The sequence below is a fragment of the Zoogloea oleivorans genome, from assembly GCF_008107625.1.
GTDB classification, from domain to species: domain Bacteria; phylum Pseudomonadota; class Gammaproteobacteria; order Burkholderiales; family Rhodocyclaceae; genus Zoogloea; species Zoogloea oleivorans.
Window position 1 is genome coordinate 333,069 of the sequence record NZ_SDKK01000002.1, and the last position, 22,693, is coordinate 355,761.

Annotated in this window: 13 protein-coding genes; 3 read left to right on the plus strand and 10 right to left on the minus strand. The window is 60.4% G+C overall.

What is annotated here, in order from left to right; genetic code table 11:
* Positions 1-48 precede the first annotated feature (48 nt).
* Positions 49-3,468, minus strand: a complete 3,420-nt coding sequence (locus ETQ85_RS03225; RefSeq protein WP_148577600.1) for an ATP-binding protein — start codon at positions 3,466-3,468, stop codon at positions 49-51.
* Positions 3,469-3,650: 182 nt separating this feature from the next.
* Here ETQ85_RS03225 and ETQ85_RS03230 point away from each other — a divergent pair, with 182 nt between their 5' ends.
* Positions 3,651-4,523 carry a zinc dependent phospholipase C family protein gene (locus ETQ85_RS03230; RefSeq protein WP_148577601.1) on the plus strand — a complete coding sequence of 291 codons (873 nt, stop codon included), beginning with the start codon at positions 3,651-3,653 and terminating at the stop codon, positions 4,521-4,523.
* A 6-nt stretch (positions 4,524-4,529) separates the two neighbouring features.
* Here the strand turns inward: ETQ85_RS03230 and fumC are convergent, their stop codons facing one another.
* From fumC to ETQ85_RS03260, 6 genes are all read right to left on the minus strand, one after another.
* Positions 4,530-5,921: a class II fumarate hydratase gene (gene fumC, locus ETQ85_RS03235; protein WP_148577602.1), complete on the minus strand. Its 1,392-nt coding sequence runs from the start codon at positions 5,919-5,921 to the stop codon at positions 4,530-4,532.
* A 71-nt stretch (positions 5,922-5,992) separates the two neighbouring features.
* Complete coding sequence (locus tag ETQ85_RS03240) at positions 5,993-6,517, minus strand: phosphatase PAP2 family protein (RefSeq protein ID WP_148577603.1); 525 nt, start codon at positions 6,515-6,517, stop codon at positions 5,993-5,995.
* Between the two features lie 4 nt (positions 6,518-6,521).
* Entirely contained in the window at positions 6,522-7,736 is a 1,215-nt protein-coding gene (locus tag ETQ85_RS03245) for a glycosyltransferase family 4 protein (protein ID WP_148577604.1), read from the minus strand.
* A gap of 196 nt (positions 7,737-7,932) precedes the next feature.
* Positions 7,933-9,363, minus strand: coding sequence for an HlyD family type I secretion periplasmic adaptor subunit (locus ETQ85_RS03250; protein WP_148577605.1), 1,431 nt, complete (start codon positions 9,361-9,363; stop codon positions 7,933-7,935).
* 3 nt (positions 9,364-9,366) lie between these two features.
* The gene (locus ETQ85_RS03255; protein ID WP_148577606.1) at positions 9,367-11,553 is read right to left on the minus strand and encodes a type I secretion system permease/ATPase; all 2,187 of its coding nucleotides are present in this window, start codon (positions 11,551-11,553) and stop codon (positions 9,367-9,369) included.
* 92 nt (positions 11,554-11,645) lie between these two features.
* The gene (locus ETQ85_RS03260; RefSeq protein WP_148577607.1) at positions 11,646-13,886 is read right to left on the minus strand and encodes a beta strand repeat-containing protein; all 2,241 of its coding nucleotides are present in this window, start codon (positions 13,884-13,886) and stop codon (positions 11,646-11,648) included.
* 62 nt (positions 13,887-13,948) lie between these two features.
* Between ETQ85_RS03260 and ETQ85_RS03265 the strand changes: the two genes are divergently transcribed.
* The gene (locus tag ETQ85_RS03265; RefSeq protein ID WP_148577193.1) at positions 13,949-14,959 is read left to right on the plus strand and encodes an IS30 family transposase; all 1,011 of its coding nucleotides are present in this window, start codon (positions 13,949-13,951) and stop codon (positions 14,957-14,959) included.
* Here ETQ85_RS03265 and ETQ85_RS03270 read toward each other — a convergent pair.
* On the minus strand, positions 14,858-15,631 hold the full coding sequence (locus ETQ85_RS03270; RefSeq protein WP_148577608.1) for a calcium-binding protein: 774 nt from the start codon (positions 15,629-15,631) through the stop codon (positions 14,858-14,860). The two genes, ETQ85_RS03265 and ETQ85_RS03270, sit on opposite strands and share 102 nt — an antisense overlap.
* A protein-coding gene (locus ETQ85_RS03275) for an IS3 family transposase (protein WP_222862041.1) occupies positions 15,579-16,759 on the minus strand; the annotation gives its coding sequence in 2 pieces (ribosomal slippage) (positions 15,579-16,492 and positions 16,492-16,759; 1,182 coding nt in all). Before ETQ85_RS03275 ends, ETQ85_RS03270 begins: the two co-directional genes overlap by 53 nt.
* A 178-nt stretch (positions 16,760-16,937) precedes the next feature.
* On the opposite strand from ETQ85_RS03275, the gene ETQ85_RS03280 reads away from it, so the two are divergent.
* Complete coding sequence (locus tag ETQ85_RS03280) at positions 16,938-17,888, plus strand: IS5 family transposase (protein WP_148577609.1); 951 nt, start codon at positions 16,938-16,940, stop codon at positions 17,886-17,888.
* Positions 17,889-18,032: 144 nt separating this feature from the next.
* On the opposite strand, the gene ETQ85_RS03285 is transcribed toward ETQ85_RS03280, so the two are convergent.
* Positions 18,033-22,559 carry a calcium-binding protein gene (locus ETQ85_RS03285; RefSeq protein ID WP_222862042.1) on the minus strand — a complete coding sequence of 1,509 codons (4,527 nt, stop codon included), beginning with the start codon at positions 22,557-22,559 and terminating at the stop codon, positions 18,033-18,035.
* Positions 22,560-22,693 lie beyond the last annotated feature (134 nt).

Sequence of the window (22,693 nt, forward strand, 5' to 3'; positions counted from 1 at the left end):
CCCCTGGGCCGGCACTCATCCGCTGACGCAAAAAGCCAACCCGGCTGGTCATGCCCGCTTGACGCCATGGCGCAGAATGGCCCTGACCATCCGTTCCGGATCGATGGGCTTGGCCAGGTGAGCCACCATGCCGGCGGCGAAGCAGCGCGCCCGCTCCTCGTCGAAGGCGTGGGCAGTCTGGCCGATCACCGGCAGCGCCGGGGCCAGGACGTGGATTTCGCGGGTGGCGGCATAACCATCCATCACCGGCATCTGCACATCCATGAGCACCACATGGAAGGCCCCGGCGCCGCTGGCACGCAGGCAGTCCACCGCTTCCTGGCCATTGCCGGTCAGGGTGACGCAGGCCCCCTCCTCCAGCAGCAGCTCTTCGAGCACCATCTGGTTGACCTCGTTGTCCTCGGCCACCAGTACGTTGTAGCCGGCCAGACGTGCGCCCGGCGCCCCTTGCGGCACGTCGGCCAGACAGGCCTCACCGGCGTCGACGCTCACCACGCTCACCAGCGCGCTGGGCAAACGGACTTCGAATACGCTGCCCTTGCCCGGCTCGCTCTCGGCCCGCAGGGTGCCCCCCATCAGCTCGACGATGCGGTGGGTGATGGTGAGCCCCAGCCCGGTGCCGCCAAACTTGCGGGTGATGGAGTTGTCGGCCTGCTCGAAGGGCGCAAAGACCTTGGCGATCTCCGCGGCACTCATGCCGATGCCGGTATCCCGCACCTGAAACAGCAAGTGCTCGCCGTCATGACTGGCGTTGAGGGTCACACTGCCGTTCTCGGTGAACTTGATGGCGTTGGAGAGCAGGTTGAGAAGTACCTGGCCGATGCGCAACGGGTCGGCCATGCAACGCGGCGGCAGCGGCGAAGCGCGATGGAAGCGCAAGGCCAGCCCCTTGGCCTGGGCCCGCTCCTCCATCAGTTCGAGGGTTTCGCCGATGATCTTGCCTGGATCGACCGGAATCACCTCAACACGCAACTTGCCGGCCTCGATCTTCGAGAAGTCGAGAATGTCGTTGATGATGCCCAGCAGCAACTGGCCCGAGGAGACGATGCGCGCAAAAGTGTCCTGCGCCCTGTCCCGCCCCTGGCTTTCCCGATAGCCGATATGGGCCAGACCAAGCACACCGTTGAGGGGCGTGCGGATCTCGTGGCTCATGTTGGCGAGGAACTCGCTCTTCACCCTGGCCAGGCGCTCCGCCTCGGCGCGGGACGCCTCCAGGTCGGCAGTGCGCTCCACCACCAGTTCCTCCAGGCTGTCCCGGTAACGGGCCAGCTCCCGGTCCTTCATGACCCGGTCGGTGATGTCCTGCAGGATGGCGATGCCACCAACGATGCGCCCCGCCTCGTCCCGCACCGGCGCGCAGTTCATCGCAATGTTCAGGTTCTGCCCGGCATAGCTCGTCTGATAGGGGCCCTCATACTCGCCAAAGCTCCCCTCGAGGGCTGCCCGCATGGCCGGAATGACGCGTTGGTCCTTCAGCGCGCTGCAATCCAGCTTGAGCATATAGCCGTGGGGCACATTCATGATCTGGGCGAACTGCAGGTTGCAATAACTGACCTTCAGGTCGTTGTTGAAGTGCAGGATGCCCACCGGCGAATGCTGGAGCAGCAAGCGATAACGTTCCTCGCTATCCCGCAGGGCGATCTCGGCCAGTTTGCGGTCGGTCACGTCCGACTGCACGCCTTCCCACAACAACTCCCCGTCATCGAGGATCGTCGGCGTGGACAGCACCGACACCCAGCGCAAGGCCCCGCCCACCACGACCCGGCCCTCCCATTCAAACGGTCCCGGATGACGCAGGACCGCCCGGCAACGCGCCGCAAAACCGGCCGCATCGCCGGGATGCAGACAGCGCAGCACCACGCGGGCATCGTCGAGCACCGCCTGGACGGTGACGCCCAGTTGTTCGCAGAAACGCGGGCTCACATAGACAAAAGTGATCCTGCCGTCCTGCCCGACCTTTTGCTTGAAGACCCCGACGGGAATCCGCGCAACCAGTTTTTCATGCTCGTCGAGAGCTGCCTGCAGGGACGCCTCGGCACACTGGCGTTCGGTAATGTCCTGTACGGCGCCATGCACGCTCACCAGCTTGCCGGCGGCATCCCGCTCGGCCACACCGAGGGCATGAATCCAGCGGATTTCGCCACTCGGACGGACGATGCGGCAGATCCGGTCATAGGGCCGCCCCTCCTGCAGCAAACCCCCGACAAAGTCGGCCAAGACAGCCTCCCGGTCGGCCGGATGGAGTGCCTCGGACCACTCTCGCTCTCCCAGAACGGTATTCGCCGGAACACCGAAGATCTCCAGCAAGCGCGGCGAACTCTGCGGCACCCAGCTCACCAGATCGATGGAATAGACCCCCAACCCGGCAACCAGCTCGGCCGCCCCGAGCGCCCGGTCCCGGTCGCGCAGATCCAGCAGGGCCGCTTCCAGATGCGTCTTGCTGTCCTGCAGGCGCTCGGTGTAGTGCTGCTGACGACGGTACAGACGGCCGATCAGGATGGCCGAGCCCACGGTGATCAACATGAACAACGTCAGCAGGCAAACGGTTTCGACAAGCTCGCGGCGCCACGCCTGAAGGTAATCGTCACTGGCCATGCCAACCACCAGCAGAAAAGGCAGCCCGGCCACCCGGCGGACGGAATTGATCCGCTCCGGACCGTCGGAAGTTTTGGGGGCATGGTAGGTGACACTGCTCTGGCCGGCGGCCATGAGGGCGTGAAACTGCCCGGATGTCTGGCTATCCCCGACCTGGCCGGCAGGGCCGGCCACCGGCGGATGGCGGGCAATCAGGCTTAAATCCTCGTAGCGCAGGATGGCACTGCCTCCGGGCCCCAGTTGCGGCCTTGCCAACGCTTCGGTGACGGTGGCCACGGGCACAATCGCCGACACCACGCCGGCGAAGGAGCCATCCGGGTGATTGAAGCGCCGCACAAAGGGGATCACCCAGCCAGGCACCAGTCGCCCGACAACCGGACGCGATACGAACAGGCCACGCTGGGGGTCGGCCTGCAATATCTTGAAGAATTCCCGATCGGCCACGCTGATGCGCGCCGACGGACCAGAGCGGGAAGTCCACCGCGCCTTGCCGTGCTCATCGAAAACCCGGATGCCTTCCGCCTCCGGCAACCAGTTCTTGTAGCGCGCCAGCATGGCCATGACGAACTCGTCGCGGGCGGGGCCGCTCTGCCCGGCCCGCTCTTCCCGCTCCAGCTCGTCCACCACCGCCCGCAGGGTCACGTCGATGGTCCGACCGCTGCGCGCCATGCTCTCGTCGAGCACATGCACCAGATTGCGGGTGGTCTGCCGGGCCAGTTCTTCCGCCCGCTGGTGGCTGTCGTACAAACTGACGCCACCCAGCAGCAGGGCCGCCAGATTGCTGAGCACCACGGCGACGGTCAACAGCCGGATGAAGCGCCACGGGCGCAAGACCTCACCCCCCTCTTCACACATCGGCGAAGAGCGGGTCACGAGAGGGTCCGGGAGACCTGACGCATTCATGGTCTGACCCTGAACGGGTCAAGGGTGGGGGGCTCACACCAGTCAATCATGGCTTGCTATCGGCCTGCGACGCCGACTCTGAAGGCCTGAGCGTCACCGGCCTGACACTTGGGCACCACACCCCCGTCACAGGGACACGGCACATTGGCGGAATGGATACCCAGCCCCTGCGCCACGCTGGCCGCCGCCCACTTGCCTGGTCCCTTCTGTGGCTGCCCGCGCTGCTGCTGACCAGCACCGACGCCCTGGCCTGGGGCCTGTACACCCACGTCTATTTCGCCCAGCTTTTATTGTGGGCGATTCCCCTCGCCGACCCGGCCCTGCGCCGCCTGGCCCGTCGCCACCCGAAGCTGGTGATGGCCGGCGCCTGTCTGCCCGACGTGGCCCTGACCGCCCGCAGCGCCGGTGCCGACCTGCTGACCACCAGCCACCGCTGGCCGCAACTGCACATCCTGATGGACGCCGCCCGCAGCGACGCCGAACACGCCGCCGTGCTCGGCTATGCCAGCCACCTGATGGCCGACATCATTGCCCACAACCACTTTGTACCGGCCCACGAGCGCCTGTGGTTCGAATCGGAAATCGCCACCCACGTGGCCGTCGAATGGGCCATGGACCACCACGTGGCGGGCCAGCTGTTCACCCGCCCCGCCGAACTGCTGCACAGCGAGCGGGAGACCCTCACCCCGCTGATGTCGCGGGCCTTCCACTGCCACCCGGACAATGTCGGCCAGGCCCTCGCCACCCTCACCCGCGGCGAAAGCTGGCTGCGCACCAGCCGCGTGCACGCCGGGCTGTATCACGCCGCGCGCTTCATCGACAAACGCGTGCAGCGCCGCTTCAACCTCTACCTCGGCCACACCGCCCGCCGCCTCGGCCAGCTCGACCGCCTGCTCGACGGGGAGCTGCCCGGCTGGCTGGCCGAAGTCGAACCCCTAGCCGCCCGCGCCCGACTCGACTGCGCCCCGCGCCGCCTGCTGCGCGCCTGCCTGCCGCTGCCCGAAGACCTGTTCCTGAAAGCCTGACCGACCCTACGGCCGGACCATATCCTCCGGGCGAACCCAGCGCTCGAAATCCTCATCCGTCACATAGCCCAGCGCCAGCGCCGCCTCGCGCAGTGACGTGCCCTGATGATGGGCCTGCTTGGCGATTTCCGAAGCGCGGTCGTAGCCGATGTGCGGGCTGAGGGCGGTGACCAGCATCAGCGAGCGCGCCACCAGTTCGGCAATGCGCGGCACGTTGGCCTCGATGCCACGGGCACAGTGCACATCGAAACTGCGCATGCCGTCGGCCAGCAGGCGCACGCTGGACAGGAAGTTGTGGATGATCAGCGGCTTGAAGACGTTGAGTTCGAAGTTGCCCGATGCGGCGCCAAGCGTCAGCGCCACGTCGTTGCCGAAGACCTGGCAACACAGCATCGTCATCGCCTCGCACTGGGTCGGATTCACCTTGCCGGGCATGATCGAGCTGCCCGGCTCATTCTCGGGAATCTGCAGCTCGCCCAGCCCCGAGCGCGGGCCGGAGGCCAGCCAGCGCACGTCGTTGGCGATTTTCATCAGCGCCGTGGCCAGGGTTTTGAGGGCGCCGTGGGCGCTGACCAGCGCATCGTGGCCCGCCAGCGCGGCGAACTTGTTGGGGGCACTGCGAAACGGCCGACCGCTCCGATCGGCCAGCACCTGTGCCACCCGCTCGCCAAAGCCCGGCGGCGCGTTGAGCCCGGTGCCCACTGCGGTGCCGCCAACGGCCAGCGCCTCCAGCGCCGGCAGGGTTGCCACGATGGCCTGCTCGGCGTGATCGAGCTGGGCCACCCAGCCGGACATTTCCTGCCCAAGGGTCAGCGGCGTGGCGTCCTGCAGATGGGTGCGACCGATTTTCACGATATCGGCAAACTCCGCCGCCTTCGCCGCCAGGGTCGCCCCCAGCGCCAGCAGGGCCGGCCGCAGCGCGTCGTGCAGACTGCTCACCGCCGCCACATGCATGGCGGTCGGAAAGATGTCGTTGGACGACTGACCAAGGTTCACGTGATCGTTGGGATGCACCCGCCGACCCATCCCGCGCTCGCCACCGAGCAGCTCCGAAGCGCGGTTGGCGAGCACTTCGTTCATGTTCATGTTGGTCTGGGTACCGGAGCCGGTCTGCCACACGGACAGGGGAAAGGCCTCCGGATGGGCACCACCAAGGACTTCGTCGGCCGCTGCGATGATGGCTGCCGCGGTGTCGCCCGGCAGCAGCCCAAGCTCGCCATTGACTGCCGCGCAGGCGCGCTTGACCTCGGCCAGCGCCAGCAACAGCGCCGTCGGCATGCGTTCGGTGGAGATCGCGAAGTGATGCAGGGAACGCTGGGTCTGGGCGCCCCACAGGGCGCTGGCAGGGACATCGATGGGGCCGAAAGCGTCCCGTTCGGTACGGGTCGGGTTGTTCATGGGTATCTCCTCGATGCAGGGGATGCATCCAGTGTAGACCCTGTGGGTCGGACTTCAGTCCGACCCACTGTTCACACCAGGGCGATGGCCGCGTTGGCGACGAGCGCGCCAATGGCAGCGCCAGCCAGCACATCGCTGGGATAGTGCAGGCCCAGCACGGGACGGGACACCGCCACCAGCAGCGCAAAGCCGAATACCGACAAAGCCAGGGCCGGAAAGTGATGCGCCAGGATCAGCGAGAAGCTCATCGCGTGCAGGGTGTGGCCGGAGGGAAAACTGAACTTGTCGAGCGGACAGCCGGCACACACCACGTCGCTGACCACCTCGAAAGGACGCGGGCGCAGGGTGTGCAGCTTGAGCAGCTTGTACACCGCCACCCCGACCACACCGGCCACCACCATTTGCTTGAGGGCCGGCAGCGCCTCGGTGCCAAACAGGGCATACAGGCAGGCGGCGAGCGAATACCAGGCCACCCCGTCGCCCAAGCGGCTCACCGCCCGCATCAGGTCACGCAGGCCGCGGTAGCGGGACAGGCGATTGGAACGTACCGCCAGGCGGTCGTCGAGCAATTGCAGGCGGGCGGGCAGGGCGAACATGGCGTTACCTCCGGGCGGACACGGGCGAGCTCAGGATGACCTGGCGCTGGAGGGCGACCAGACGTTCGACGATGGCGTGCCAGGCAAGGCTCGCCACCCGCTCCCGCGCCGCAAGGCGCTGGCGGGCACGCAATTCGGGAGATTCGGCGAGGCGCACGGCTCCGCTCACAAAGGCGGCTTCGTCACCGGGCTCGGCCAGCCAGCCGTGCACCTGGTGGGTAATCAGCTCCAGCGCTGCGGCGTCCCGGTAGGCCACCACCGGCAGGCCGCTGGCGAGGGCTTCGGCGACCACGTTGCCGTAGGTTTCGCTGAGGCTCGGAAAGAGGAACAGATCGCCGCTGGCGTAGTGCTCGGCGAGCAGTTCGCCGGTGCGCGGGCCGGTGAAGATGGCGCGCGGCTGACGCGTCCGCATGGCCTCCAGCGCCGGACCGCTACCGACCATGATCAGGCGGGCCCGGGGCTGACGGGCCTGGATGGCCTCGAAGGCCTTTTCCAGCAGGGCCAGGTTTTTCTCGGGAGCGATGCGCCCGACGTACACCACGGCCAGATCATCCGGCTCCAGGCCCCAGCTGCGCCGCAGGGCGCCACTGCGCCGCGCCGGATCGAAGAGCCTGGTATCGACCCCGCGAGACACCACATCGACCCGCGGAATCCCCTGCTCCGCCAGCTCCCCGCACAGGGCGCGGGTCGGCACCAGCGTCAGGTTGGCGCGGTTGTGGAACTTGCGCAGGTAGGCGGCGATCGGGCGCTTGAGCCAGCCGACCCCGTAGTGCCCGGTATAGCGATGAAAGTTGGTGTGGAACTCGCTGATGACCGGCAGATTGAGCTTGCGGGCGGCGGTGAGGGCCGACCAGCCCAGCGGGCCTTCGGTCACCACCTGCACCACGTCCGGACGCTGAATCGACCAGCGCCGCAGCAGTACCTTCCTGGCCGGCAGGCCGAGCTGCAGGTTGGCGTAGCGGGGCAACGGAATGCCGCGAGAGAGCATCTCCTCGATGCCCTCGCTACCGTCGGGCAAAAGGATGCTGCCGCCTTCGTGAGCCTGCCGCGGCCGGATCAGATCGACCCGGTGCCCGGCGGCGACAAGACCGTCCACCATCCGGCCAGTGGTCATCGCCACCCCGTTGATTTCGGGCGGATAGGTTTCGGTCACCACGGCAACCCGAAGGGAGCTCAGCTGGCTAACGATTTCCTGGCAAACGAGTCCGGCGCGGTCCATGCAGCCAGTGTTGCGGCGGCATGCTGCACAGGTGTTACGGCGAGGTGATGGCTGGGTGACTGGGCGGCCCGGCAGGTAGGGCAACCACCTCGCCGAAAGGCAAGAAGTACCAGCTGGTCGCCGTCAGCGAGCCGACACAGGCATATTAGAGGCTCACTACGACTCTACCCTACAACAGCATACGTGCAACAACGCTTCACCGCTCCCTCAAACTCTCCCTCGTGGCCTGCAGGAGTGGGCTGAGGAAGTATTCGATCACCCGCCGTTTTCCTGTCTTGATCTCCACCGTCACCGCCATACCCGGTGACAGCTGAACCTGGGTCCCATCGACGCTCATCGAGGCCCGCTCCATTTTTACCCGCGCGGAGTAAATCAGCCCGCGCTTCTCATCGTTGATGGCATCGTGAGAAACAGACGTGACGCCAGCGTGGATCGTGCCGTACTTGGTGTACTGGAAGGTCTCGACCTTCACCTCTGCATCCTGGCCTCCTTTGACGAAGCCGATATCCTTGTTCTCGATAAACGCCTCCACCTCCAGGGGGTTGTCCTTCGGCACGATCACCATGAGGGGCTGGGCAGGCGTGACAACACCGCCTTGGGTGTGAATCGCCAATTGCTGGACCGTCCCATCCACCGGCGCAGTCAATTGCATGAGTCGGCCCCGGGTGTCAGCCTTGACGAGTTCCTGCTCCAGACTGCCGACCTTTTGTTGACCATCGTTGATACTGTCCAGGCTCAAGCGGCGGGTTTCCGCAATGAGTTCGGTGCGCTGTCCTTTCGTTTCCCGCAGGCTCGCCTCGATTTCCTTTAGCCGGCTGCGCTGGTTGGCCAGATCGCCCTCTTGCTCAATCCGTACCTGTTCCCGCTCCAGATAGCCATGGCGGGACACGAAATTCTCGTCGACAAGATTCTTGAAGTCTTGCGCCCGTTGGCGCGCGATGGGTGCGGTCTGTTCAAGCTTCTTCACGAGCTCCTGGGTCGAACGCAGCTCGGCTTCCCGGCGGGCAATGTCTGCATCGATCCGGTTCTGTTTGGCAAGGAGTTCCCCGTGCTGCCCGAGGAGCAAACGTTGCCCCTGCTGGAAGAGTGCGTCATCGACCCCCTCTGGGTGGACGAGCCTGAGCGAGCCACCGCCATCGATCGCGGCGAGCAAGGCCTTGGCACGTGCGACCTGCAGGCGCGCAACCGCCAGATCACTGCGAAGGCGCGCCTGATCCGCTGATGCAGACGTTGCATCCAGATCCACCAACACATCGCCAGCCTTGACGATCTGCCCATCACTCACGTGAATCGCCCGAACCGTAGACGTCTCGAACGGCTGAATGGTCTTGATCCGATCATTGGGCACGATCTTGCCTTGGGCACTCGCCACCACATCAATCCGGCCAAAGACGGCCCAGACCAAGGTAAGGACGGCAAACCCGATGAGCATCCACATTGTGACGCGTGGAACCGGAGAAACCGGTGTTTCCTGCAACGCCAGGGCCGCAGGTAGAAACTGGGCCTCGTGAGGCAGGCGCCGCGGCGGATCAAGCTGGGCTCGCGCGGCCCAGGCGTGGCGAAACACCAGGCCGTAGCGAGCAAACAGATCGCCGAGAGCGAGAAATCGTAGTTTGAGACTGCCCATGGTCTAACCCGCCTGAAACCGGTGAAGCCGGGAGTAGTGCCCGGCTTCGTGGCGAAGGAGCTCGCTGTGCGTGCCCGCCTCAACAATTTGCCCCCGATCCATCACGATGATCCGGTGGGCATCACGTACCGCTGACAAGCGGTGTGCGATGACGATGACGGTACGGCCCTTGCATATGGCTTTCATGTTGTTCTGGATAATGCGTTCGCTCTCGTAGTCCAGCGCACTGGTCGCTTCGTCGAAGATCAGAATGCGCGGATTGCTGATCAGGGCTCGGGCAATCGCCACACGCTGGCGTTGGCCACCCGAGAGGGTCGAGCCGTGTTCGCCCACCATCGTGTCGTAGGCTTCCGGCAGTTCAAGAATGAAGTCGTGCGCGCCGGCCAGCTTGGCCGCCTGGATGACGGCCTCAAGCGGCGCGCCGGGGTCGGCGAGGGCAATGTTCTCCCGGATACTGAGATTGAAAAGTACATTCTCTTGCAGCACGACGCCGATCTGGCGACGCAGGGAACTGGAGTCGGCCAGCGCCAGATCGATGCCATCCACCAGCACCCGCCCGCGCTCGGGCACGTAGAGCCGTTGTACCAACTTGGTCAGCGTACTCTTGCCGGAGCCGGAGCGTCCGACGATACCGATGATTTCCCCAGGGGCAATGTCCAGCTTGATGCCCTTGAGAACTTCGGGGCCGTCGGAGCGGTAGCGAAAAATGACATCATCCAGGGCTATCCGGCCGGCAAGCGGTGGCAGAGGACTCTTGTTGCCAGCAATCTCCGTGCGGGTGTTGAGGATGTCCCCGAGCCGCTGTACCGAGATGCCGGTCTGCTGGAAGTCCGTCCACAGTTGCGCGAGACGCATCACGGGCTGAGAGACCTGCCCGGCCAGCATGTTGAAGGCAATGAGTTGTCCAACGGTGAGCTGGCCATCGATCACCAATCGGGCACCCGCGTACATGGTGGCAATCGTCACCAGCTTGCTGACAAGGGAGACACCGCTGTTGGCCAGGGTCGAAATGTTGGCGGTACGGAAGCTTGAGGAAATGTAGGCAGCCAACTGCTTGTCCCACTTCCGTGTCCAGTGAGGCTCCACGGCCATCGCCTTGACCGTGTCGATGCCACTGATGGTCTCGACCAGGAAGGCCTGGTTCTCGGCCCCACGATTGAACTTCTCGTGAAGCCTGGCCCGCAGCAGCGGCGTGAAGCCAAAGGAGAGAATCATGTAGCAGAGCAAGGACAGCACGACGATCAGGGTCAGCCAGCCGCTGTAGTAAAGCATCACCGCTATAAAGACCACTGAAAACAGAAGGTCCAGCACCAGGGTGATTGCGTTGCCGGTCAGGAAGGCGCGAATGTTCTCCAGCTCCCGCACCCGCGCGACAGAGTCGCCAACACGGCGGGCCTGGAAATAGGCGAGGGGCAGATTCAGAAGATGGCGGAAAAGACGTGCGCCCAACTCCACGTCAATGCGGCTGGTGGTATGGGCAAACACATAGCTGCGCAGAGCGGTGAGGCCGACTTCGAAGAGCACCACCACCGTCAGACCGACGGCAATCACGTCCAGGGTAGTGAAGCCACGGTGCACCAGGACTTTGTCCATCACGACCTGGAAGAACAAGGGGGTGACGAGCGCGAAAAACTGCAGAACAAAGCTGACAAACAGGACTTCACCCAACAAGCGGCGGTACTTGACGATGGCCGGAATAAACCAGGTGAAGTCGAATTTGCTCATCTCACCGGCTAATGAGGCCCGGGAGGTGAACAAGATCAGCTCGCCAGACCCACGAGATTGGAGATCCGTGAGCGACAGGGTTTCAGGGCGCCCTGTAGAGGGAGACTGGATCAATGCCTGCTCACCGTCGACACGCGCCAATATAAAGAACGCATCTCCTTCACCATCAGGGGTACCGATAACAATGGCGGGCAGAGGCGTTTTTGCAAGGCGATCTATCGCCGTCTTGACGATCTTGGCCTGGAGGCCGAGCGCCTTGGCGGCGAGGAGGATCTCTGTTCTCCCGAACGGTCCCTGCGCGGCATGTTCATGGGCAAGCTGATCGGGATCGGCAGCGATCCCATGAAAACGGGCCAGCATGACGAGGCAGGCCAAGCCGCTGTCGATATGGGAAGGAGGGGGATTAGTCGCATCCCCGCCAAGCCGGAAGGAATTGGCGGCGGTATTGGATTCAGGTTGTTGCATTGGCTCGTGTCTTTGCAGGCAGCGTTTCGTTTGCGCGCGAGAAGCCCCGCAACCACGTTAAACGGGGCTGCAGGGCGTCAGCAAAAGCTGACTCAATGCCAGTTGGCAGCGATTACGGGATTTAGTGTGGCTTGAAGAGCCGGGGACAAAGTAGTCTGCCCGGCTGTGGGCGGCGAGAAAGCCGCCATCGCAGAGACGAGGGCGTCCACCTGACCATCGAGCAAAATCTTGCCATCGGCGGTCTTGAACTGCTCGACGTGATAAGCACTACCCGAATACCAGTTTCCAATCGTGGCTTTGTCCGTGGTCCCGATGATGCTGATCTCCAAATCGGAACCAATGCGCCGGAACCAGAGCTGATCTACGGTGATGCCAGCATCGATCAAGAGCGCATCCGTGTTTCCAGCCGTTGTGTCGTCTTCCCCGATCATGTCGGCCCCCGCGCCGCGGCCGAAGAGATAGCCATCGTCTCCTCTTCCTCCGCTCAAGGTGTCGTTGCCAACCCCGCCTCGGATCTGGTCAGCACCCACGGTTCCAACAATGACGTCATTCCCTGCATCACCGTCAATAACGAAGTTATTTATTGTCATCGCAGAGAAGTCCAGACTGTCGTTACCCGATGTCGCCAAAATCGTATTGGAACCAAAAGTAGCGTCGCTGTCCTCAATACTTTGAATGTTGACCAGATTCCATAGTTGATTGGTCACTTTTAGAATATCGTCCCCCCAACCGCCGACAACTCGATTAATTCCCACACCGCCGTCGTACAGGTCAACACCACTCAGATCACTACCACCGGCAACGAGCATGAAAGTATCGTCGCCCACACCACCAACGCAAGTGTCATACCCAATCCCTCCTATCAGGGTGTCATCCCCTGAGCCTCCATTGAGCATGTCGTCTCCAGCCCCGCCATCCAGAGTGTTCGCCGCGGCGTTCCCGGTGATCAAGTTGTCCAGAGCGTTGCCCGTGCCGTTGATAGCGCTCCCACCGAACAAAGCGAGGGCGAGGTTCTCAACTTCGGCGGAAAGGCTGTAAGTGATTGACGCCATGACCGTGTCCGTGCCGCCCTCAGCGACTTCGGTAACGATATCCTCCAAGTTGTCGACTAGGTAGATGTCGTTGTCGACCCCACCGATCAGCGTGTCGGCACCGACACCACCAATCAGCCTATCGGCACCAGCGCCACCGATCAGCCTGTCGGCGCCGGCACCACCACTAAGGATATTTGCCACGACGTTGCCGGTAATCACGTTAGCCAAGGTGTTGCCCGTGCCATTGATGGCACTCTCCCCGGTGAGCATCAGGTTCTCGACGTCGACTGAGAGGGTGTAGGTAACCGAGGCCTGGACCGTGTCGGTGCCGCCCGCGGCAACTTCGGTCACAACGTCCCCGGCGTTGGCGACCAGGTAGGTGTCGTTGCCGGCCCCACCGATCAGCGTGTCATTGCCAGCCCCCCCGTCGAGGGTATCGTTGCCAGCCCCCCCCCTGAGCGTGTCCGGGCCGGATGTACCCGTGAGGATTTGATTTCCGGCAGGTGGCGCGGCCACTTTGGCCGCAATTGTGCTCACATTCCAAGTCGTCAAATCGGAAAACTTCACTTGCTGAACCGGATTTCGACTGCTGGACGGATTGTCCTGGTAGAAGAAGTCCTGCACGGTCACCTTGTCGGAAGTGGCTGCAATAGACAATACCAAGTCGTAGCCCGAGCGGGTCAGGATCACTTCGCTCTGGACGATACCGGCCTTGAGCTGCAGGACATTGAGCTTACCGGGCGCGGCATCGTCAAGGGCATTGATGTAGTCCTGACCATCGCCCTTGCCAAAGAGGTAGGTATTGTTGCCCAGCCCACCTGACAGCGTGTCATTGCCGGCGCCGCCGTCGAGAACGTTCGCTGCTGCATTACCGGTGATCACGTTGGCCAGAGCGTTGCCCGTGCCATTGATGGCGCTCGTGCCAGTGAGGGTCAGGTTCTCGACTTCGGTAGCGAGGGTGTAAGTGACCGAGGCCTGGACTGTGTCGGTGCCGCCCGCGGCAACTTCAGTCACGATATCCCCAGTGCTGTCGACCAGGTAGATGTCGTTGCCAGTCCCACCGATCAGTACATCATCCCCACCACTCCCCCCCAAGGAGTCAGCACCTGCAGATCCAGTAATAAAGTCATTGCTTTCGCTGCCGTGAATATTCAGTCCGGCCTGAACCGAAGCCAAGGCTTTTATCTGGTCATACCCCAAACCGCCGGCCGGCAGACCCTGCACATCAAAATTAATCCTCTCCACTGTCCTGCTTGTGGTGCCATCTAAATAGAAATAGCCACGCACAAAGACATTCAATGAATTAATACTCGGCGCGCTCTAGACTGAAGTGCAACACCCCGATTTGGTAGGGTGTATGCATGGGAACTCACTACAGCCAGTTGTCGATGGACGAACGTAATCAGATTCATCGGTGCAGCAATGAGGGATTGAGTCTTCGGGCAATTGCCCGAAGACTCAATCGGCCGACCTCCGCAGTGTCGCGCGAAGTGGCGCGGAACACGGTGGGCAAGAGCTACGATGCCGCCCGTGCCGAGCGCGCGACGCTGGCGCGCAGGCGGCGCGGAACGATCAAGCTGAAGAGCGGTTCTGTGCTGCTCAACCGGGTTCGCGCGCTGATGGCCGAGGGCTGGTCGCCGGAGCAGGTTGCGGGCAGACTGCGCCGGATGAACCCTGATGATCCTGCTCTGCACGTCTCGCACGAAACGATCTACTGCGCCATCTACGCCGTGCCACGGGGCGAGCTGCGCAACGAACTCATCGCCCAGCTGCGTTTCTCCCACAAGGCACGCATGCCTCGCGCACGGGGCCAGGACCGGCGCGGCACGCTGCCGAACATGACCTCCATTCACCAGCGCCCGATTGAGGTGGCGGCCCGCCTCGTGGCCGGGCACTGGGAAGGCGATCACATCAAGGGGCCGGGCAACCGCAGTTCGGTGGGCACCCTGGTCGAGCGCAAGAGCCGCTACCTGATGCTGGTCAAGCTGCGTGACGGCTCGGCCGAGGCCACGCTGGAAGGCTTCACGCGCAAGTTCCGCCATGTCCCGCTCGCCATGAAAAAGTCGCTGACTTACGATCAGGGCAGGGAGATGGCCCGCCACGAGATTCTCGCCAAGCGGGTCAAGATCGACGTCTATTTCGCCGACCCGCACAGCCCCTGGCAGCGGCCGACCAACGAGAATACCAACGGCTTGATCCGCGAGTATCTTCCCAAGGGCCTGGATTTGGCGCCGATCTCCCAAGGCTACCTCAACGCAATTGCCCGACAATTAAACAACCGCCCGCGCAAATGCCTCGACTTTGAAACCCCAGCAGAGGTCTTTGCGAGGGAAATCATGAACTTTCAACCCGGTGTTGCACTTCAGAGTTGAAACCGCCCTCTTATTATCTTCTACCCGAGCAAAGCTCAAACAAAGATCGTCATTCACTCGAACCACACCAACAGCATCAGCATACATGTCAGACTCGCCATTTATTACATCAAAATCCTCATCTTTAGCAGCCGCATCAAAATTATCGATTACAACACATCTATAGTGATAATAATCCAGAAACACCCCGTAGACATCAGAGCCTGCCCCACCAACAAGAGTATCCTCCCCCCCAATAGCTATCAGGGTATCGTCACCGCCAAGGCCGACGATACGATCGTTGCTACCATTAAGACCTATTATAAGGTCGCCACCACTTGTCGGGGCCAAGAGCGCCTCCCTAATAATATTACCTGAAACCCTTCTCTCCACCCCACCTTCATCGACATATGAAATATTTACATCGGCACATTCAGAATATGCACCGCCGAAGGAATAAAAATGAAAAAAATCTCTAACCAAAATGGAATCTGAGGTCCCGACCACCGAAACAACAAGAGAGTCAGCATCAAGTCTGGAAAAAATCAACTCTGAGCTGCTTCTTACATTTTTAAATAGAATTTTATCGGCCAGCCCCCCCTCTTCACTCCAATAAAACCTTATGGTGTCAGTGTAGTGGTCAAGTAATACCGGACACCTCGATAGGGTGCTGTACTGCGGTTTTCCGTTCATAGGCTGTGGGCGGCAGGTAGCCCAGCGTCGAGTGCAGACGGACGTTGTTGTAGAACCCGACGATGTAATCGGTAATGTCACGGCACGCCTCGGCGTGGTTGGCGTAGTCGTTTTGCCAGACCCGCTCCCTCTTCAGATTCAGGAAGAAGCGCTCCATGACGGCGTTGTCCCAGCAATTGCCTTTGCGACTCATGCTGCCCGTCAAGCCATGACGGCTCAGCAAGGCACGGTGGGCTTCGCTGGCGTACTGACTGCCACGGTCGGAATGCACGATCAGGCCCGCCGGCGGTTGGCGCTGCGTAATGGCCATCTGCAAGGCCGAGCACACCAGTTCGGCAGGCATGTTCGGCGCCATGGCCCAGCCGACAATCTTGCGCGAGTACAGATCCAGCACCGCCGCCAGGTACAGCCAGCCACTGCGCGTGCGGATGTAGGTGATGTCCGAGACCCAGGCTGCATTGGCAGTGGCCGGAGTGAAGTGCCGGTTCAGAACATTGTCGGCAATGGGCAAGCCGTGGCGGCTATCGGTCGTGTGAATGAACTTGCGCCGCCACACCGGACGCAGCCCATTGATACGCATGAGGGTTCGTATTCGGTATCGCCCCACGCGAAGCCCCTGGGCATGCAGGACGGCCCGCAGGCGCCGGCTGCCGTAGCAGCGCCCGGAGGCGGCAAAGGCGGCGCGCAGGTGGGTGCTCGTTGGGCAAACCCTGGCGGGCTCACCCCTGCGTGAGCAGGCGGCGTAGAAGCCCGAACGACTCACGCCCAGCAACCGGCACAGCAATGCGGTGTTGTCGGCCTTCTCTTGCAACTGAGCGATGCACCGGTAGGTCATTTCAGTTCGCGGGCAAAGAAGGCCGACGCTTTTTTCAGCAGGTCATTGTCCTGGCGAAGCTGCCGATTCTCCGCCTCGAGCTGGCGAATGCGTTGCTGTTCGGCCGTCAGTGGCTTGCCGATGCCTGCCTGTCCGCTTTGCTCCGCATCGAGTTGCGCCAGCCAGCGGCGCACCGCGGTCTCTCCCAGACCCATGTCGCGGCACACTTGACCGACGCTCAGGCCTTGGTCCCAGATCATCTGGACGACTTGCAGCTTGAAGCTCGCATCGAACGCCCGGCGTTTCTGTTTCATCAATTTCTCCTCTACGGGTGGATCATCCACCTATCGAGGTGTCCGAGGAAATTAGACCACTACACAGAACCAAATCCAGCATTTAGCAAATAGCAATCAACCCCCTCCCCTCCCTCTAGGGAAGCTCTGATCAATTCAGAGCCGGTAAAATACTAAAGCCATAAAGCATCGTACTCCCATGAAGCAAGCCACCTTCGCCTCCCTGGCCTTCCAGCAAAAGAAGAAACAGACCCGCCGGGAACGCTTCCTCACCGAGATGGAGGCGGTCGTGCCCTGGGCCGCCTTGCTGGCAGCGATCGAACCGCATTACCCGAAGGCGGGTCGGCGAGGTCGCCCGCCGAGGCCACTGGCGACGATGCTGCGCATCTACTTCATGCAGCAGTGGTACGCGTTGTCGGACCCGGCGATGGAGGACGCGCTGTACGAGATCGAGTCGATGCGCCGCTTTGCCGGGCTGGAACTCTCCGACGACGCGATGCCCGACGAAACGACGATTCTCAAGTTCCGTCACCTGCTCGAGAAGCACGGCCTGACGGCCCAGATGATGAACATCATCAACGACACGCTCGCGGATCGCGGCCTGCTTCTGAAGGGCGGCACGATGGTCGACGCGACGATCATCCATGCTCCTCCGTCGACGAAGAACGAGCAAAAACAGCGCGATCCGGAAATGCACCAGACGAAGAAGGGCAACCAGTGGTTCTTCGGAATGAAGATCCACGTGGGCGCAGACGTCAATTCCGGGCTGGCGCATACCGTCTCGGTGACGCCGGCGAACGCTTCCGATATCAGTCAGTTGCCGCACCTGCTGCGCGAGGACGACCGCGCGGTGTTCGGCGACAAGGGCTATGTCAACAATGACCTGAAGCGTCACGCACGGAAGGCCGGTGTGTTCTGGGGCGTCTCGCTCAAGGCCAGCAAACAGCGCCCGCTGAGCGACGCCAACCAGCGCTTCAATCATCGAATGTCCTCGATCCGCGCACGGGTCGAGCATGTGTTTCGGGTGATCAAGCGCCAATTCGGCTACACGAAGGTGCGCTACAAGGGGATCGCCAAGAACGCCGCGCAGGTGTTCTCGCTGATCGGACTGACCAATCTTTACCTGGCAAGGGGAACCCTGATGAATTGACGCGAGCAATCCGCCCGCTGCACCCGCAAACGGGTGATCAAGGCCGAAATGGCCTCGAAATGCGGCAGCAAGGGCGGAAAAGGTGATCATCGAAGTCGGCTCAAAATCGCTGGCTTGGGTGGTTGTGCTCAAAACGTCAATTGATCAGGGGTTCCCTAGAAGGTCATTGCCTTGACCCCCGCCAAGAAAGTCAGCTCCCGCACCTCCCTCCAAAAAGTCATCGCCCTCTCCCCCCCATATTACGTCATTACCCAAATCTCCGATCAACGAGTCCATTCCGTCATACCCGAAGAGAGAGTCGTCGCCGTCGTTTCCCCAAAGAGAGTCCGCCCCCTCTTCCCCGTTAAGAATATCGCCCCCCAAACCTCCCTCAAGAAACACACCACCCGCCAATATGACCTCAACTGCCCTTGACTCCCAAATAACCCCCGTACCAAACCGAATCGATGGGACAGCCCCAAGAATGTCTAGCCGACTTCCGTCAGTCAAGACAAGAATTATCTGCCCGTCGACACGCGACAAACTGAAATCCCCCACCCGGATATTGGCGCCCAATTCAATACGAAGCCACGTCCCGGACGACACGATACGATCATACCCAGAGCCCATACCGAAACGCACCGTGGGGGCTACCCCGTCCAGCGTGATGAGATCGTTCCCCTCGCCACCATCCACAGTATCGTCCGTGCCGATGACCACAATTTTATCTTCGCCACGTCCACCAAGAACCACCCCAGAAGGCCTTGACCAGCCAGAGAAAATGGCGCTATGGCTACTTTCCAAATAGTCGTTCCCATCTCCTCCGTCAAGCATGCTGCCAATGGTGCTCTCGCCAAAGATTCTGTCATCCCCCGCCCCACCCACAACAGTTACCCCCCAACCCTTTCCGGATAGGCGATCATTTCTGTCAGTGCCTATCAAGCAAGGGCTATCACCGACATCAACGCTCAACACCTCAACATTCCGAAAGTCAGAGAGGTTATATAAAGCATATGCATTTGAATCTGAGTAGCAATCAGGCTCACGGATTAAATTAACGACATCAAACCCTTCGCCCTCCCCCTCCAGAACCATCCCAGACGCGGGAATGTAATATGTATCGTCTCCGGAAAGCCCCTCAAGCGTGCACTCACCTCGACCCATAAGGAGATTATTGAGTGAATTTCCGACTCCACGCGTACGATCTGTTCTAAGGGTGAGGTTCTCAACGTTTTCCGGCAAGACAATACCGACCTCGGACTCCACAGCATCGACCGACAATTGACGACCATCGACGCCAACACCCTTCTCAAGGACAACATCAAGGTTACTATGAACATAATAGACTTCGTTATGATCGCCACCGACAAGCGTGTCAGCTCCACCCTTTCCGTTCAAAGCGATTTGCATCGCCGTCGCCACTCTAGCCACTGCGGAAACGTCGATTAGATTGTCTTTCGAATTTCCGACAAACCAGTGCGCAGAACCCACTTCATTCGTATATGTGAAGCTATCCTGCCGAATTTGGTAAACGATCAGGTTTTCCACATTTTCCGGAAGCTCCGCACTGTATGTATTTGGAATTAATGTATCAATCCCCTCATCTGGATTTTCGACAACAGTGTCTTCGTAATATTTATCCCAGAAAGCCCCCCGCTCTGCTCCCGGATTACTTACCCAGTAGACATCATTTCCACTTCCGCCGACGAGGCTGTCAGCCCCATACTCTCCATGCAAACTGTCATTTCCAGCATCCCCGTATATGGTGTCCGCGTTCACCGAACCCCATACCACGTCATCACCAGAACCCGCATTCACCGCCCAAAAACCTTTTGACAGGATGATTACATCATCGTCAGGGGTACTATAGGTCACCTTTGAATTCAGCTGAGGTAGAGTCCACACGATGCCCCCTCCGGCCACACCCCCCCCAAAGTGGAACTCATCGACGCACCGATTGGAATTGAGGCTTGCGCCCCCAAAAAACGCATTTGAAATGACGACTTCGAATCTAGCATCCCGATCAACGACCTTAAGATCATCGCCCAATCTGATAAGAACAATATCCTCCGCCTTGATTTCATCACCGAAATCCAGCACATCCGTAGAGGTATCCGTCGCGATCCGGCCCCAGTTATCTATGGTGTCCGAACCACCTCTCACATTGATGACATATTTATCATTGCCCTTTCCGCCCCACAGAAGATCATTGCCAGCGCCACCATCTAGCGTGTCCTCACCTCCACATCCGTACAACTCGTCATTCCCTTCATCACCCAATAGATAATCGGATTTATCTACTGCACTGGGCTCCTCCTCAACCCCTGTGTTATCAAACAATTCAAGGTAACTATCACCATAAATTGTGTCATCCCCTTCCCCTCCGTATAGCGTGTCATGCTTGGCCCGGCTTCCTTCAATAACATCATCACCTTCAAATGCGAATGTGATATGTTTTCCCTCAGAGATATCAACAATAAGAATCTGATCGTTCCCAGACGAGCCAAACGAGAATATGTCACCAGCATCAACGCCAAACTTGCTCAACACCTCTGAATAACCAAGTCCAACTCCGTCATCAAACTCTATTTGCCCTGAAGGAGTACCTGAAACCGTATCTCCCTGAAAAAAACCGGAAATCGTCACCCGATTCTCGGGATCCAAAAAAATATCGAGATTGCTTCCGCTTCGGTAAAAAAACACATCAGTGATCGATATGCCTGGGCCAAACCGAATGACATCTTCAAAGCCAGTTTTAGTTATGGAACTATCGATAACATCCAGACCGAATCCTGCGTCAAACCGATATACATCGAGTCCATCCCCCCCCACCATAGAGTCATTCCCCGCCCCTCCTACAAGCAGATCATCCCCGGCAGCGCCGAGAAGGGTATCCCGACCTCCCTGGCCATAGAGCTCGTCATTCCCGGAGTTGCCGAACAGATAGTCATCAACCATTCCGCCGTAGAAGGTATCGTTGGCATTCTCATATCCATACCAAGACATGGCAAACGGGCTTCTTCCAAACAACTCCATGTTCGGAATGACGGTGTACCCCTGAACCCAGAAATTGCTAACACCTTTCGCAGAGCTCGGCTCACTGGCCGCCGATACGGACATCTGCTGGACTAACACTTTGCTCGCAGGGGAAACTCCATCCCCCTGATTTCGAATGAAAATCCGCTCGACAATCCCGCTGCCCGCAAAAGGCAGCGCCAAAGCCTCTCCGCCCTGCGACCCCAGAACTACTACTCCGGGCACATCAGCCATTTTGAACAGAAACAACTCATCCGCTCGATAGCCTTGCACGACAAGGGTGTCCTCGCCACCCGAGTCAAGTATCGTCTCCGCCACCTTAGAAGCATCGACAGCGAAGTCACCCTTCTCAAAAACGTAAACGTCATCCCCATCACCGCCAGACAGCGTATCTCTTCCAGCCCCTCCAATCAGCGTATCGCTTCCCGCATCGCCAACGAGCTGGTCGTTCCCATCCCCACCATCGAGCAAGTCATTTCCCTGAGCAACCAAGGGAATTGACTCTGCGGTATTGCTGTCGCCAAACAGGAAGTCGTCGTCAGCACCACCGAAAAGCGAGTCGCTCCCGCCCAAACCATAGAGTGTGTCGCCTCCACTTCCACCATAGAGCTCGTCATTGCCGTGGTAAATGACATCAAGGCCGATCTCATCGCCGACGATCTCATCGTTCCCTGAGTCGCCAAAAACGGTATCTGCACCACCATCACCTGACAATAAATCGTCGCCCTCACCACCTGAAATAAAGTCATTGCCTGACAGCGCATAGCGGTCGGCACCAATTCCCGGGGCAACACCGAAATCACCGAAAATCTGATCGGCACCGTCGGAACCGAAAATGCTATCGGCGCCGATCCCTCCCCACAGCGTATCGAGACCGCTTCCTCCGTCAATCAAGTCCTTGCCTTCATTGCCGGCAATCTGGTCGTTGCCGGATCCACCCAATATCCGTTCGTTACCTTCGAGGCCGCTGATAAGATCATCGTCACCGCCTCCATCGATTAGATCGTCGCCCCCCGAACCCGCTATCATATCGGCCCCGGCTCCAGCCAGAATTGTGTCGGAACCGACTAAAGCCAATGAGTCCGCAGGAAGGTAAGTATCCTCGGTGAATCCGAAATTATTGTCTGGGGCACCTGTCTGCATCGTGACATCCCACGACCATCCAATAAGCTCCGACCCGGCCTCTTTGAACCTCAATGTCGCCCCGGTCGGAGATCCCCACTGCCAATAGGGCGCGTAAATCAACCACGGCTTATTCCAAGTAAATGCATTGTGATCAACAACAGAACCGCTGCCTGCCCGCTTGTATCGGGTGCCATTAAGAATGAGATCGTTCCCTGCCCCTCCGTCAATGACGTCTGATCCATTCCCTCCGATGATCAGATCAGCATCCGCGCCCCCGGAGAGAGTGTCATTGCCCATGCGCCCAATCAACATATCCCGGCCGGGCCCACCGTCGAACCATTCGCCTGTCGAATCAGCAGCACCAACCAGGAGATCATTCCCGGCCAAGCCAGCAGCCTGGACGAGACCCGACCCTTGTGTGTTAATGAGTCGGTCGTTCTCATTCGTACCGGCTCCTGCAGCCTTCTGCCCTTCGACGGCATCGAGGACAATCCCCAGCTGCCCGCTAATATAATTGCGAACGCGCAGCACACCACTGTCGGCCATTACGTTCAGGTCTTTTTGTCCGGCAGCATTGGCTACTAGTGAATAGACGAAACGCCCGTCTGTCGACTTCCAAGTCCCGTCCGATAATTTTTTACCGCCAGCTAGCAGGCCGATGCAAA

Bases quoted from the DNA above. Each gene is read 5' to 3' on its own strand.
- ETQ85_RS03230 (WP_148577601.1), top strand. From the start codon at position 3,651: ATGGATACCCAGCCCCTGCGCCACGCTGGCCGCCGCCCACTTGCCTGG.
- fumC (WP_148577602.1), bottom strand. From the start codon at position 5,921: ATGAACAACCCGACCCGTACCGAACGGGACGCTTTCGGCCCCATCGAT.
- ETQ85_RS03240 (WP_148577603.1), bottom strand. From the start codon at position 6,517: ATGTTCGCCCTGCCCGCCCGCCTGCAATTGCTCGACGACCGCCTGGCG.
- ETQ85_RS03245 (WP_148577604.1), bottom strand. From the start codon at position 7,736: ATGGACCGCGCCGGACTCGTTTGCCAGGAAATCGTTAGCCAGCTGAGC.
- ETQ85_RS03250 (WP_148577605.1), bottom strand. From the start codon at position 9,363: ATGGGCAGTCTCAAACTACGATTTCTCGCTCTCGGCGATCTGTTTGCT.
- ETQ85_RS03255 (WP_148577606.1), bottom strand. From the start codon at position 11,553: ATGCAACAACCTGAATCCAATACCGCCGCCAATTCCTTCCGGCTTGGC.
- ETQ85_RS03265 (WP_148577193.1), top strand. From the start codon at position 13,949: ATGGGAACTCACTACAGCCAGTTGTCGATGGACGAACGTAATCAGATT.
- ETQ85_RS03270 (WP_148577608.1), bottom strand. From the start codon at position 15,631: ATGAACGGAAAACCGCAGTACAGCACCCTATCGAGGTGTCCGGTATTA.
- ETQ85_RS03280 (WP_148577609.1), top strand. From the start codon at position 16,938: ATGAAGCAAGCCACCTTCGCCTCCCTGGCCTTCCAGCAAAAGAAGAAA.